Origin of the sequence: Amycolatopsis thermalba (assembly GCF_003385215.1) — a bacterium.
GTDB classification, from domain to species: domain Bacteria; phylum Actinomycetota; class Actinomycetes; order Mycobacteriales; family Pseudonocardiaceae; genus Amycolatopsis_E; species Amycolatopsis_E thermalba.
Map to the genome: position 1 here is coordinate 1 of NZ_PQHW01000026.1, position 12,468 is coordinate 12,468.

The 12,468-nt window shown below is 72.9% G+C and carries 15 protein-coding genes; 5 read left to right on the top strand and 10 right to left on the bottom strand.

What is annotated here, in order from left to right:
• Positions 1-14 precede the first annotated feature (14 nt).
• From D0D15_RS13235 to D0D15_RS13245, 3 genes are all read right to left on the bottom strand, one after another.
• Positions 15-773, bottom strand: a complete 759-nt coding sequence (locus D0D15_RS13235) for a hypothetical protein (RefSeq protein ID WP_244214952.1) — start codon at positions 771-773, stop codon at positions 15-17.
• A complete protein-coding gene (locus D0D15_RS13240; RefSeq protein WP_094007933.1) occupies positions 760-2,529 on the bottom strand; it encodes an acyclic terpene utilization AtuA family protein in 1,770 nt (589 codons plus the stop codon). The genes D0D15_RS13235 and D0D15_RS13240 overlap by 14 nt, the downstream gene beginning before the upstream one ends.
• Before the next feature lie 61 nt (positions 2,530-2,590).
• On the bottom strand, positions 2,591-3,211 hold the full coding sequence (locus D0D15_RS13245) for a TetR/AcrR family transcriptional regulator (RefSeq protein ID WP_094007934.1): 621 nt from the start codon (positions 3,209-3,211) through the stop codon (positions 2,591-2,593).
• A 75-nt stretch (positions 3,212-3,286) separates the two neighbouring features.
• Here D0D15_RS13245 and D0D15_RS13250 point away from each other — a divergent pair, with 75 nt between their 5' ends.
• Positions 3,287-4,108 (top strand): oxygenase MpaB family protein, encoded by an 822-nt coding sequence (locus tag D0D15_RS13250; RefSeq protein WP_094007935.1) that lies wholly within the window; start codon positions 3,287-3,289, stop codon positions 4,106-4,108.
• Between the two features lie 46 nt (positions 4,109-4,154).
• Here D0D15_RS13250 and D0D15_RS13255 read toward each other — a convergent pair whose 3' ends face one another.
• The gene (locus tag D0D15_RS13255) at positions 4,155-4,613 is read right to left on the bottom strand and encodes an Lrp/AsnC family transcriptional regulator (protein WP_094007936.1); all 459 of its coding nucleotides are present in this window, start codon (positions 4,611-4,613) and stop codon (positions 4,155-4,157) included.
• Positions 4,614-4,706: 93 nt separating this feature from the next.
• Between D0D15_RS13255 and D0D15_RS13260 the strand changes: the two genes are divergently transcribed.
• The gene (locus D0D15_RS13260) at positions 4,707-5,540 is read left to right on the top strand and encodes an LLM class flavin-dependent oxidoreductase (RefSeq protein WP_094007937.1); all 834 of its coding nucleotides are present in this window, start codon (positions 4,707-4,709) and stop codon (positions 5,538-5,540) included.
• The gene (locus D0D15_RS13265; RefSeq protein ID WP_094007938.1) at positions 5,540-5,968 is read left to right on the top strand and encodes a nucleoside deaminase; all 429 of its coding nucleotides are present in this window, start codon (positions 5,540-5,542) and stop codon (positions 5,966-5,968) included. The genes D0D15_RS13260 and D0D15_RS13265 overlap by 1 nt, the downstream gene beginning before the upstream one ends.
• Here D0D15_RS13265 and D0D15_RS13270 read toward each other — a convergent pair.
• Genes D0D15_RS13270 through D0D15_RS13280 form a run of 3 tightly spaced genes read right to left on the bottom strand, consistent with a single transcriptional unit; the run spans position 5,959 to position 8,116 of the window.
• Entirely contained in the window at positions 5,959-7,083 is a 1,125-nt protein-coding gene (locus D0D15_RS13270; protein ID WP_094007939.1) for an MAB_1171c family putative transporter, read from the bottom strand. The two genes, D0D15_RS13265 and D0D15_RS13270, sit on opposite strands and share 10 nt — an antisense overlap.
• Positions 7,084-7,108: 25 nt before the next feature.
• Positions 7,109-7,612: a hypothetical protein gene (locus D0D15_RS13275; RefSeq protein ID WP_094007940.1), complete on the bottom strand. Its 504-nt coding sequence runs from the start codon at positions 7,610-7,612 to the stop codon at positions 7,109-7,111.
• A 57-nt stretch (positions 7,613-7,669) separates the two neighbouring features.
• Complete coding sequence (locus D0D15_RS13280; RefSeq protein WP_094007941.1) at positions 7,670-8,116, bottom strand: hypothetical protein; 447 nt, start codon at positions 8,114-8,116, stop codon at positions 7,670-7,672.
• Positions 8,117-8,464: 348 nt separating this feature from the next.
• Here D0D15_RS13280 and D0D15_RS13285 point away from each other — a divergent pair, with 348 nt between their 5' ends.
• Positions 8,465-9,541, top strand: coding sequence for a Gfo/Idh/MocA family protein (locus tag D0D15_RS13285; RefSeq protein WP_094007942.1), 1,077 nt, complete (start codon positions 8,465-8,467; stop codon positions 9,539-9,541).
• A gap of 50 nt (positions 9,542-9,591) precedes the next feature.
• Entirely contained in the window at positions 9,592-10,848 is a 1,257-nt protein-coding gene (locus tag D0D15_RS13290; RefSeq protein WP_094007943.1) for an ROK family protein, read from the top strand.
• Between the two features lie 150 nt (positions 10,849-10,998).
• Here the strand turns inward: D0D15_RS13290 and D0D15_RS13295 are convergent, their stop codons facing one another.
• From D0D15_RS13295 to D0D15_RS13305, 3 genes are read right to left on the bottom strand one after another with little or no spacing between them, the layout of a single operon-like run.
• Entirely contained in the window at positions 10,999-11,199 is a 201-nt protein-coding gene (locus D0D15_RS13295; protein WP_094007944.1) for a cold-shock protein, read from the bottom strand.
• 29 nt (positions 11,200-11,228) lie between these two features.
• A complete protein-coding gene (locus D0D15_RS13300; protein ID WP_094007945.1) occupies positions 11,229-11,432 on the bottom strand; it encodes a hypothetical protein in 204 nt (67 codons plus the stop codon).
• Entirely contained in the window at positions 11,429-12,325 is an 897-nt protein-coding gene (locus D0D15_RS13305; protein ID WP_162830566.1) for an acyl-CoA desaturase, read from the bottom strand. Before D0D15_RS13305 ends, D0D15_RS13300 begins: the two co-directional genes overlap by 4 nt.
• Between the last annotated feature and the right edge of the window lie 143 nt (positions 12,326-12,468).

Here is a 12,468-nt window from a genome sequence, read left to right on the forward strand (position 1 = left end):
GGGGATGGGGCACGTCATCGCCGGCGCACCCCCGCGCCGGCGATGACGTGCCCCATCCCCAGCGCCCGCACCCCGGACAGCGGATCCTCCGCCGCGCCAAGGGGTTCCGGCGCGCTGTCGCCGATCTTCGTGATCTCCACCAGCGGCAGGTCCGCCAGCACCTGGCGGTAGTGCGGTTCGGCCATCAGCTCCGCGGGCGTGCGCAGCATCGGCAGCACCGCGCCCGCCGTGACCGCCGCGTTCTCCAGGTCCCGGCCCCGCCACTTCGCGATCGCCGCGGCGACCGCCTCGGTGTCGTCGGGCACGCCGAGCAGCTTCTGCGCCGCCAGCTTGATCTTCGGGTACGGGTTGAGCGGCATCACCCACTCGTCGTCCGCCGTGCGGTAGAAGCGGAACCCCAGCGCCTGTGACGGGTTCGCCGGGGTGCTCGCCGGATACCCGTTGAGCAGCTCCCACTTCCGGTCGTAGAACGGGCACAGCCGGTGCGGTGCCACGCGCAGGTCGACGCCGATGTCCTGCCCGTCACCGCCGCGCAGCCGCCACAGCTTCGCGATCGCGGCGGACTTCGCGGCCAGCGCGATCGCCGCCGACCCGCCCAGCCGCAGCGTGCTCGGCACCACCGGGTCCGCACCGCGGAACGTGATCGCGCCGCCGGTGTCGGCCGGGCTCATCCCGATCCCGGCCAGCACCTCGGCCAGCTCGGCCTGCGGGTCGAACTCGTCGCTCGTCGTGGGGTTCGCCACGGCCGCGGTGATGCGCTCAGTCAGCGACATGGTCGAGCAGCTCCTCGGGGATCAGGACGTGCTTGGCGCGCAGGTACTCGCCGACGGCCTTGCCGACCTGATCGGCGCGCAGGTTCGCGGACCCTCCGGTGCCCAGCAGGCCGCGCAGGACGAAGTGGACGGCCCGCAGGTGCGGGAACTCGTGCCGGACGATGCCGAGATCCCCGGTCTCGGGCAACAGCTTGCGAAGCTCCGCTGTGGACAGTGCCTGCCGCAGCCACGACCAGGCCCGCTCGTCCGGCACCCAGACCCCGACGTTGCTGTTGCCTCCCTTGTCACCGCTGCGGGCGTAGGCGACGGTGCCCAGCGGCGCCTTGCGCGCCCGCTCCGGCAGCGGCTGCCCGGCCGGTTCGGGGTGCACCGGCTGCGGCTGGACCGGCGCGGTGGGCGGCGGGGCGATCGGCAGCGTGCGGCCGTCGTCGAGGACGACCCGGTGCGGCACCTCCGACATCGGCAGCAGCGCCGGCCAGTAGTCGATGCGCGGTTTGCTGCGCGAGGTCAGCCCGGCGCCGCCGTCGTGGTAGAAGCCCGGGATGCTCTGCAGGTACAGCGATCCCAGCCGGCCGGCCAGGTTCAGCTTCGCCAGCGGCTCCGGGGTCGCGGCCACGGCCATCACGCGCACCGCGACGGTGGCGTCCCACTGCGTCTCGGGGTCGGTGGCCGCGGTGCCCAGTCTGGTGATGTCCAGCTCGACACCCTCGGGCACCTCGCGGGTGATCTGCGCGCGCAGCAGGGCGACCTTCGCGTCCACGTCCGGCGCGGTGACGTAGACGGTGTTGACCAGCGTGTGACCGATCGCGGCGAACACCGCGACCTTCGTGGTCGGCGGGGGAGGGGACCCGGTCGCGCCGGTGACCTCGACCCGGTCCGGTCCCGCCGCGGCCAGCCGCACGGTGTCCAGGTGCACCGTGACGTCCGGGTTGAGGTAGCGCGGGCCCTGGATCTCGTAGACCAGTTGCGCGGTCACGGTGTCGACGGTGACCGCGCCGCCGTGCCCGGTGTGCTTGGTGATCACGCTGCTGCCGTCCGCGGCGACCTCGGCGATCGGGAAGCCCGGCACCAGCATGTCCGGGATGCGCGTGAAGCCGGCGAAGTTGCCGCCCACGGCCTGCGGACCGCATTCGATGACGTGGCCCGCGGTGACCGCCCCCGCGAGCGCGTTCCAGTCGTCGGTGGCCCAGCCGTGCCACCACGCGGCCGGTCCGGTGACCAGTGACGCGTCGGCGACCCGGCCGCACACCACGATGTCGGCGCCCTCGGCGAGCGCGGCCGCGATGCCCCAGCCGCCCAGGTAGGCGTTCGCGGCCAGCGGCTCGTGCCCCCAGGACGCCAGCGGCGCGCCGGTGTCCAGGTTCTCCAGCCGGTGCCCGGCCTCGGCGTACTCGCCCAGCCGGGACAGCACGTTGTCGCCCTCGACGTGCGCGATCCGCAGCGGGACGCCCTCGTCGGCGGCGACCTTGCGCAGCTTCTCCGCGAGCGCGGCGGGGTGGAAGCCGCCCGCGTTGGTCACGACCTTCACGCCTCGCTGCGCGATCGCGGCCAGGTGCGGGCGGATCTGGCCGACGAAGTATTCGACGTAGCCGCGTTCGGGGTCCCGCCGGTAGCCGGTGGCCAGTGCGGCCAGCGTGACCTCGGCGAGGTAGTCGCCGATCAGCACGTCCACCGGATCGCCGCTCATCGCCTCGTCGATCGCCGTGTAGCGATCCCCCAGATAGCCGGAGAAGTTCGCGATCCGGACAGCGGTCATCGGCGGCACCTCCCGTGGTTCCCCCGACCATAGCTCATTAGCGATCGTTAGGTAACGGTCGTCAGGCGATCTTCGACACGGCGAGGAAGACCTCCGTGCAGTGCTCCACCAGGTCCTCTTCGGACAGTTCGAGCGAGCCGTCCAGCCACGACGTCAGCGCCTGGGAGAGCCCGCCGACCAGCATCTCGGCGAGCAGGTCCAGCCGCGGGGTGGAGGGCATGCCGTAGAACTCGCGGGCCTGCAGGCCGAGCAGCCCGGCGAACCACCGCGCGGACGCGGCGCGCCGCTGTGCCAGGACGGTGTTGTCGAGGGTGGGGGAGAAGAGCAGGAAGCCCTTGCGCGGGTCTTCGGCGATCGCGCGGACCAGGCGGCTCAGCCCGGCGTGCGTCTTCGCGCGGGCGTCGCCGGGTGCGGACTCGACGGCCTCCAGGGTCGTCGCCGCGATGCCCTCGACCACCGAGTCGTACACCGCGACGGCCAGCGCGTCCCGGTCGGCGAAGTTCTCGTAGAAGTAGCGCGCGGCCAGCCCGGCCTGCCGGCACACGCCGCGCACGGTCAGGTTGCGGTCGCCATCGCGCGCGCCGAGCAGTTCCAGGCCGGCCTCGATGAGCTGGGCGCGGCGCTCGGCCTGCCGGTCCTCGCCGGCGACGCCGCCGTAGGTGCGCAGCGCTGACGTCTCCATGCCCCCATCTTGACAGGTGCGGTGGGGCCGCGCTGGAATATCTGCGAACGGACGTGAGCAGATCGGAGACCGGCGATGGCCGCCACAGCCGCCCCCACCCGCCTCGGCGACGCGGTGATCGGGGCCGGTCTCCTGGCCGGCAGCGCGAACGTGATCATGCAGCTCGCGCACCCGTCCGTGGGCTACGGCGTGTACGAAAGCCGGGTGGACAGCGGGAACCTGTTCAAGCACCCGGTCAAGCGGAGCCGGACGACGGTGACCTACCTGGCCGTCGTGGCGCTGGGCACCGACGAGGAGCGCGCGGCGTACCGGAAGGCCGTCAACGTCGCGCACGCGCAGGTCCGCTCCACCGGGTCCAGCCCGGTGTCCTACAACGCCTTCGATCCGAAGCTGCAGCTGTGGGTCGCGGCCTGCCTGTACCGCGGGTTCGAGGACGTCTACGAGGCGTTCGTCGGGCCGCTCGCCCCGGAGCGGGCCGAGGAGATCTACCGGCACTCATCCGTGCTCGGCACCACGCTGCAGGTCACGGAGGACATGTGGCCGGCCGACCGGCAGGCGTTCGAGGAGTACTGGACCGGGGCGCTGGCGGAGATCTCGATCGACGACACGGTGCGCGAGTACCTGATGGGGGTCGCCGACCTGAAGTTCCTGCCCGGGTTCGTCAGCCGCGCGCTGGGGCCGGTCAACCGGTTCGTCACCACCGGCTTCCTGCCCGGCGTGTTCCGGGAGCAGATGAAGCTCGGCTGGACGCCGCGCGACGAGCGCCGGTTCGACCGGCTGCTCAAGGCGATCGGCCTCGCGGTGCGGCTCTCCCCGCGCCCGGTGCGTGAGTTCCCGTTCAACGCCTACCTGTGGGACCTGCGACGCCGCCTGCGCACGGGCCGGCCGCTGGTCTAGCCGCGGCGGCGCAGGCCGCGTGGGTTCCCCAAGTGGCTTCACCGTCCTAGCCGCGGCGCGGTGGTCCGGACGGGCCGCGTGCCGGGAGCGTCCGCCGGTACACCACGTTCGTCGTCGTGCTGCCGAATTGCGCCAGCTGGTCCGCGACCTCCTCCAGGTGGTCCATCGAGGCGGCCGCGACCTTCAGCGTGTAGCAGTCGTCGCCGGTGGTGCGCAGGCACTCCAGGATCTCGTGGCGCTCGCCGAGCAGCCGGTGCAGCGGCTCGTGCCTGCTGCCCGGGTACTTCAGCCGCACCACGGCGAGCACCGGGTAGCCGACCTTGCCGAGATCGACCTCCGCCCGGTACCCGGTGATCACCCCCGCCGCCTCCAGCCGCTTGACCCGTTCGGTCGTCGCGGACGCGCTCAGGCTGACGCGGCGGGCCAGCTCGGTCAGCGGCACCCGCCCGTCCGCCTGCAGTTCGGTGAGGATCGCCCAGTCGGTCGCGTCGAGAGTCTCGGTCATGACCCGAAAATACCGGCAGATCCACGGCGGACGGGGCACAAGTCCGCAAGGAATCCCTGTGCCGCCCGGTGATCTCTGCCTAACCTGGACGTCGTGAAAATCGGTGTGAACATCCCGAACTTCGGCCCCGGCACGGATCCCGGCGTGCTCCGCGACTGGGGCCGGACCGTGGAGGGACTTGGTTTCGACCTGCTGATGATGTCCGACCACGTGGCGATCACGCCGGACGTGGCCGGCCAGTACCCGGCGCCGTTCTACGAGCCGTTCACGACGTTGTCCTGGCTGGCGGGGGTGACCGAGCGGATCCGGCTCGGCACGACGATCCTCGTGCTGCCGTACCGCCACCCGCTGCTGACCGCGCGCATGGCCGCCAACCTGAACGCCCTCAGCGGCGGCCGGCTGGTGCTCGGCGTCGGGGTCGGCTGGGCGCGTCAGGAGTTCGAGGCGCTGGGGGTGCCGTTCGAACGGCGCGGCGCGCTGACCGACGAGTACCTGGACGTGCTGCGCGAGGCGTGGGCCGATCCGGGCTACCGGGCGGGGCGGATCCCGTTGTGGATCGGCGGGAACAGCGCGGCCGCCCTGCGCCGGGCCGTGCGGCTGGGCGAGCCGTGGCACCCGCTGCGGTTCGGCCTCGGCTGGTTCCGCGAGGCGCTGGGACGGCTCAAGGCGATCGCCGACGACGCCGGACGGCCGGTGCCCGCCCTGGCGCCGCGGATCGCGTTGCGCCTGACCCGGGAACCGGTCACCGGCGAGCGGCTCGCGGGCGAGGGCACGATCGAGCAGATCGTCGCCGACCTCGCGGAACTGCGCGCACTGGGCGCCGAAACCGTGGTGCTCGACCCGTTCGGGGGCGACCCGGCGGAAACGTTGCGGCCCCAGGCCGCCTGGCAGGCGCTGGCGACGGTCCGCGCCCAACTGGAGGATTGATGTCCGACGAGAAGTACCTGCGGCGCGCGATCGAGCTGGCCGCCGAAGCCCGGGCCGCGGGCAACCCGCCCTTCGGCTCGCTGCTGGTCGGCCCCGACGGGCGGATCCTGGCCGAGGACCGCAACACCGCGATCACCGACCGGGACATCTCCGCGCACCCCGAGCAGAAACTGGCCCGCTGGGCGGCGCGTGAGCTGGACCCGGAGACGGCGGCGGGCACCACGATGTACACCAGCTGCCAGCCGTGCGGGATGTGCACGGGCGCGCTGGCGCGGTCCGGTCTCGGGCGGGTGGTCTTCGCCCTGTCGGGGGAGCAGCTGGAGAGCCTGAGGGAGCCGACCGCGCCGGTCGTGGTGCGGCCGGTGCCGCAGGAGGGCCCGTTCCTGTTCGACGAGGCGCGCGTGCCGGTGGACGGCTACTACCGCTGACCGTCCGGAATGGAGCCGCTGGCGGGCTGGAAGGAGCGCACCAGCGCGGAATCCCGGTGCTCGGCGAGCGTGAGGGCGAATCCGACCTCGTCGGCCCACTCCTCGCCCGAGCAGTCCGCGCCCGGCGGGGGCGCCGCGCGCGGGGGTTCGCCGCGCTCCTTCGCCGCCTCCGCCAGGGGAAGCCAGCAGGCCGTGGCGAGGGCTTCGCTGCCCGCGTGGGCCCGGGCCGCCTCGATCGTGCCCGGGTCCACGTAGTCGCGCAGGACCAGGACCGCGTCACGGATCTCGATCACCCGGCGGTACAGCCGCAGGTCGCTGGCCCACCGGCCGCTCTCCGGCAGGTGGACCTGCGGCACCGCCGTCACCAGGCGGCGCCACAACGGTTCCAGGTGGCGCAGCGTCCGGCGGTCGCCCGCGGCCCGGTGCAGCCGCAGCAGCTGCGGCAGTGCCGTGCCCAGCGCCATGACCCACGCCGTGATCGCGACGTTGAGCGGGGCCGCCGCCCCCAGCCACGACGACCGGGTGACCAGGTAGGCGGGCACCACCAGGCCCCAGAAGACGGTCGAGGAGGCGAACCCGGTGGCGAGCACGTACAGGCCGGCCCGGAGCGGGCGGGTGGTGGCCCGCCGCCCGTAGCGGGCGCACAGGATCGCCGCGGGACCGGTGCCCAGCACGTGCGCGAGGCACAGCAGCGACCAGAACAGGCCGAACCACGGGACGTCGGCGGAGGTGAGGCAGGCCGGCTCGGGAGCGCCGGAGTTGATCAGCAGCAGCGCGGCGCTGACCAGGGCGGCACTGCCGTAGACCAGCAGCGGGCGGCGGCTGGCGGTGGCGGCCAGGACGAAGTCGAGGATGAGCGCGGAGCCGACGACGCCCCAGACGCTCACCACGATGCCGCAGCCGCCGCCCGGCCCGAAGGCGCGGTCGACCAGGCCGGCGACCGGTTCGAGGACGAGGGTGATCGAGGTGGCGAGGCTCGCGATCGCGATCAGCATGCGCCGCCGCGGGGGTGCCCGCCGGGCGGCGGGCGCGCGGATCACCAGCGTCACCCACAGCACGAGCGTCCCGGCGGCCAGGAGGTGCGTGCCGGCGCTCCCCAGCGCCGCGGGGCTCACCGCGCACCCCGGCGCAGCTGGCCGCTCACTCCCACGTTCCCCGCAGGCCGAGCGCGGTTTCGAACTCGCCGAGCGCCCCGGTCGTCGTCCAGGTCGCGCGGGCCTGCGCGGCGGTCCGGATGAGGCTGGCGACCAGCTCGGCCTCCTGCTCCTCCTCCGTGGTGTACCCGGTGCGGGTCAGCAGGCGCTCGATCAGCTCCGGCGACAGGTCCGGCAGCACCCGCGACAGCGGATGCCCCGTGCCGTCGCCGGTGTGGTCGCACAGCAGGTGGCCGATCTCGTGCAGCACGATGTGGTCGCGGTGCACCCGGCTCGTCTGCTCCTCGACGTAGATCACGTCCGCCGACGCCAGCCGGATCCACGCCCCGCACGCGGCGCCGCCGGACCCCGGCGGGAGCGTGCGCACGTGGATCGGGCGGCCGCGCCGCGCGGCGAGGGCGTCGACCAGCGCCGGCACCGAGAACGGCCGGGGCAGCGGCAGGCCGGCCACCAGGGCCTGGCACCGCCGCAGGTCGCGTCGCGTCACCATCGCTGCCGTCACCTCCGCTCGGGCGGGTCTGCGAGCGGGCGCGGCACCTGCCCCGGTCTACGCGCCCGGCTCGTCGTCCGGCTGCTCGGCCGGCGGCCCGAGCCGCTCGATCTTGCGGGCCTCGGTGACCATGGCCAGCAGCGCGTCCAGGGTATCGTCGGACAGCCCGTCCGCGCGCAGCGCGATCGACCGGACCTTGTGGTTGCGCAGCGCCTGCGCCAGCTCGAGCTGGGCGTCCACGCGGGAGGTCACCGCGTCGTCGAGGAAGTAGTCGGGCGGCACGCCGAAGAACGCGGCGAGCGTGCCCAGCGTCTCCTGCGTCAGGTTGCGCTTGCGGCCGCTGGCCAGTTCCCACAGGTACGTGCTCGACAGGGTCGCCCCCGTGCGCTCGCGGATCTGCGCCGCCAGCTTCGCGTATCCGGGCCTGCCCTCGGGGTAGAGGGTGGTGATCAGGTGCGTGATCTTGGCGGCGAGCGAGCCGCCCTCCTGCCCGCCCTGGTCCATGCGGTTCCTCGTGCTCGAAGGTGGTCGTCCGCTTCGGCGGACGGCAGTCATTGTCAATCAGCCGCAGGCCGTTGACAAACCGAGGTGTCCTGCACCTATTCTGGCCCAGGTCATCCGCTACAGCGGATGCGCGGCCGGCGGGGCCTGGGGGCTCGCCGGCCTTTTTCGTGTCGAGATCCGTTCAGCCTGCACACCCCGCCCCGAAGCGGCTATGATGGTGGAGGCGTCGTTCTCCCAGTGACCCCCAGGCTGGTCGAGGACGACGCCCCTTTTTTGCGACTTGACTTATGTTCACGGTATGCATTAGATGATTTCAGTAGTGCAGAAGACCTGCTGACAGGGGGAGAAGTGAGCGAGCCGTTGCGGGCCGGGATCATCGGCGCCGGGTTCATCGGAGCCGTACACGCCCGTGCGGTGCGCACGCTGGGCCAGGACCTGGCCGCGGTGGCCGCGTCCACGCCCGCCCGCTCCCGCGCGGCGGCGGCCGAGCTGGGCGCCCGGTCGGCCGTGGACAGCGCGGAGGAGCTGGCCGCCGCCCCCGGCATCGACGTCGTGCACATCTGCACCCCGAACGCCCTGCACGCGCCGCTGACCCGCATCGCGCTGGACGCGGGCAAGCACGTCGTCCTGGAAAAGCCCGTCGGCATGAGCGGCGCCGAGGTCGCCGGCCTCGTCCGGCGGTGGCGCGACACCGACCGCGTGGTCGCCGTGCCGTTCGCCTACCGCTTCTACCCGGTGGTGCGCGAGGTGCGGGAGCGGGTGCGCGGCGAGCGGATCCGGCTGATCCACGGCGTCTACCTGCAGGACTGGCTCTCCCGCGACAGCGACACGAACTGGCGGGTGCGGTCCGAGCTGGGCGGGCCGTCGCGCGCGTTCGGCGACATCGGGGTGCACTGGTGCGATCTGGCGGAGTTCGTCACCGGACAGCGGATCGCGCGGGTGCACGCGGTGCTGCCGCGGGTCGTGCCGGTGCGGGCGGGCGCCGAGGTGGACACCGAGGACGCGGCGCTGCTGCAGTTCGAGACCGAGCAGGGCGTGTTCGGGTCGGCGGTGATCAGCCAGATCTCGCCGGGGCGGCGCAACCAGCTGCAGCTGCGGATCGACACCCCCGAGGTCGAGTACGCGTTCGACCAGCAGGAGCCGGAGATCCTGTGGATGGGCCGGCGCGACGAGACGCGGGTTCTGCACCGCGGCGACCCCGCCCTCGGCCCCGACGCGACGTCCCGCAACCTCGTCCCGGCCGGCCACCCGCAGGGCTACCTGGACTCCTTCACCGGCTTCATCGCCGACACCTACGCCACGATCCGCGGCGAGAAGCCCGAGGGCCTGCCGACGCTGGCCGACGGCGCCCGCGCCACGGCGATCACCGAGGCGGTCCTGAGCTCCGCCACGCGCCGCGACTGGGTGGAGGTCACGCCCGGCTGACCCCGGGCCTGGTACGAATTTCCGGGTTAGTGCGAGCGAAGGGAACGCGCGTGACCGCAACCATCCCGTCCGACCAGCTCGACGATCTGGTCCTGGTGCTCGATCTGGTGCGCTCCGGCGCCGCGCGGACCCGGCCGGAGCTGGGCAGGCGGTCGGGGCTGGGGCGGACCGTCATCAGCCAGCGCGTCGGTCACCTGATGCGCGCCGGGCTGCTGGAGGACGGCGAGCTGGGGCCCTCCAGCGGCGGACGCGCGCCGCGGGAGCTGCGGTTCCGCTCCGGCGCCGGGGTGATCCTCACCGCCGAGCTGGGCGCCACCAGCATCAGCGCCGGGCTCACGGACCTCGCCGGGACCCTGCTCGCCCAGCGCACCGAGGCCTCCGACGTCGCCCGCGGGCCGGAACCCGTGCTCGCCCAGGTCGGCGCGCTCTTCGACGACCTGCTGGCCGCCCGGCCGGGCGCCGAGGTGTGGGGGGTGGGCATCGGGCTGCCGGGCCCGGTCGAGTTCGCCACCGGGCGGCCCAGCGCCCCGCCGATCATGCCGGGCTGGGACGGCTACCCGGTGCGCGACCACTTCGCCCGGCGGCACAGCGCGCCGGTGTGGGTGGACAACGAGGTCAACGCGATGACGCTCGGCGAGTTCCGGGCGGGCGCGGCGGCCGGGGTGCGGGACTACCTCTACGTCAAGATCGGCACCGGGATCGGCGCCGGGCTCATCTCCGGCGGTCACCTGCACCGCGGCAGCCAGGGGTGCGCCGGCGACATCGGGCACACGGCGGCCCGCACCGACACGACGGTCGTGTGCCGGTGCGGCAACATCGGCTGCCTGGAAGCGCTTGCCGGCGGCGCGGCACTGGCCCGGGACGGCGAGACGGTGGCGAAGGACGGCACCAGCCCGATCCTGGCCGAGCGGCTCGCCGGGAACGGTGTGGTCACCGCGGAGGACGTGGCGTGGGCGGCGCAGAACGGCGACCGGGCGGCGCTCGAACTGATCCAGCGCGCCGGGCGGCTGATCGGCGACCAGCTGGCGATGCTGGTGAGCTTCTTCAACCCGTCGCTGCTGCTGATCGGCGGCGGCGTGGCCGGCGCGGGCGACCACCTGCTCGCCACGATCCGCGAGGTGATCTACGGCAGGTCCCTGCCCCTGGCGACGCGGGACCTGCGCATCGCGCGCTCGTCGCTGGGCGACCAGGCGGGCGTGGTGGGCGCCGCGTTCATGGTGCTGGACGAGCTGTTCACGCGCGACCGCCTGGCGAGGTGGATCGACGCGGGCACCCCGGCGGGGTTGCCGGACCTGACGGCGGCGTGATCGCGACGGCGATTTTGCGTCCGGCCGGTCCGAGCCGGACGAGAATGCCGGGGGCCGTGGCGATCGGCACTTGCCCGGCGAGCGGTGTGCTGCAACGGCAACGGGCCGGTCCCCCGGATGGGGAACCGGCCCGTTGAGCAGTCGTGCGTGTCAGACGATGCTGACGCGGCTCGCCTGGGGGCCCTTGGCGCCCTGCGTGATCTCGAAGGTCACCTGCTGGTTCTCTTCAAGGCTGCGGAAGCCGTTGCCGTCGATCTCCGAGTAGTGGACGAAGACGTCCGGTCCGCTCTCCTGCGCGATGAAGCCGAAGCCCTTTTCGGCGTTGAACCATTTGACGGTGCCCTGTGTCATGCGTTTCTCCTTGATATTTTCTCTAACAATCAGAGCGCGGAAGCCGCGCCCTTCGTGGTCAGCCCGAGCATGGCGAGCAGCTCGCGGCAGTCGTGGACGTCCAGCGCGTGGTCGGCGACCGTGCGCGCCGCACGGTGGTTGGCGATCGCCTCGTCCTGGGCCATCCGGGCGCGTGCCTCGGCGATCGGGCCGCTTTCGGGTCGCGGCGGGGAAGCGTGGCGAGCCCAGGTCATGACGATCCCTTCGGTGGTGCGGATTTCACGGCCAGCCGCGCCAGCCGCTGCTCGGTGGGCCAGCGCACCTGCCAGGCCCAGCCGAGACGTTCGAACGCCCAGATCACCCGGGCGGACACGTCGATCTGCCCGCGTCGCACGCCGTGGCGGGCGCAGGTCGGATCGGCGTGGTGGGAGTTGTGCCACGACTCGCCCATGGACAGGATCGCCAGCGGCCAGAAGTTGGCCGAGCGGTCCCGGCTGGCGAACGGGCGGTCACCGATCATGTGGCAGATCGAGTTCACCGACCAGGTCACGTGGTGCTGGAACGCCACCCGCGCCAGCCCGGCCCACAGGAACCCGGTGAGCGCGCCCCACCAGGACATCGTCGCCAGCCCGCCGATCAGCGCCGGCAGCAGCACCGACAACGAGACCCACAGCGGGAACAGCCGGTCCACCGCGCGGATGTCCGGGTCGGCGGCGAGATCCGGGGCGAACCGGTCCACATTGGTCCGGTCGCGGCCGAACAGCCAGCCCATGTGGGCGTGCCAGAAACCCTTGGCCAGCGCGGCCGGCGAGGTGCCGAACAGCCACGGCGAGTGCGGATCGCCCGCGCGGTCGGAGAACGCGTGGTGACGACGGTGGTCGGCCACCCACCCGATCACCGGTCCCTGCGCCGCCATGCTCCCCGCGATCGCCAGCGCGATCCGAAGTGGACGGTTCGCGCGGAACGCGCCGTGGGTGAAGTAGCGGTGGTAGCCGATGGTGATGCCCAAAGTGGACACCGTGTAGAACGCGGCGGCGACGGCGAGGTCGAGCCAGCTCAGTCCCCAGCCCCAGAGCAGGGGAACGGCGGCGATCAGCGCGGCGAAGGGGATGATCAGGAACGCCCGGATGACCACCATCTCGGTCATCGACGCTTGTTCCGACAGCAGGGGCTTGGTCTTCCGGTCCGGGACAACGGGAGCCGAAGAGGTCAAGAAGGAACTTCTCTCGTGGAGGATCAACCACGATGGGCCAACCGAAGGGAACGAAACCGGCCCTGTGCCAGCCTGCG

Coding starts and splice junctions, on each gene's coding strand:
- D0D15_RS13235 (WP_244214952.1), bottom strand. CDS start 773: ATGTCGCTGACTGAGCGCATCACCGCGGCCGTGGCGAACCCCACGACG.
- D0D15_RS13240 (WP_094007933.1), bottom strand. CDS start 2,529: ATGACCGCTGTCCGGATCGCGAACTTCTCCGGCTATCTGGGGGATCGC.
- D0D15_RS13245 (WP_094007934.1), bottom strand. CDS start 3,211: ATGGAGACGTCAGCGCTGCGCACCTACGGCGGCGTCGCCGGCGAGGAC.
- D0D15_RS13250 (WP_094007935.1), top strand. CDS start 3,287: ATGGCCGCCACAGCCGCCCCCACCCGCCTCGGCGACGCGGTGATCGGG.
- D0D15_RS13255 (WP_094007936.1), bottom strand. CDS start 4,613: ATGACCGAGACTCTCGACGCGACCGACTGGGCGATCCTCACCGAACTG.
- D0D15_RS13265 (WP_094007938.1), top strand. CDS start 5,540: ATGTCCGACGAGAAGTACCTGCGGCGCGCGATCGAGCTGGCCGCCGAA.
- D0D15_RS13275 (WP_094007940.1), bottom strand. CDS start 7,612: ATGGTGACGCGACGCGACCTGCGGCGGTGCCAGGCCCTGGTGGCCGGC.
- D0D15_RS13280 (WP_094007941.1), bottom strand. CDS start 8,116: ATGGACCAGGGCGGGCAGGAGGGCGGCTCGCTCGCCGCCAAGATCACG.
- D0D15_RS13295 (WP_094007944.1), bottom strand. CDS start 11,199: ATGACACAGGGCACCGTCAAATGGTTCAACGCCGAAAAGGGCTTCGGC.
- D0D15_RS13300 (WP_094007945.1), bottom strand. CDS start 11,432: ATGACCTGGGCTCGCCACGCTTCCCCGCCGCGACCCGAAAGCGGCCCG.
- D0D15_RS13305 (WP_162830566.1), bottom strand. CDS start 12,325: ATGACCGAGATGGTGGTCATCCGGGCGTTCCTGATCATCCCCTTCGCC.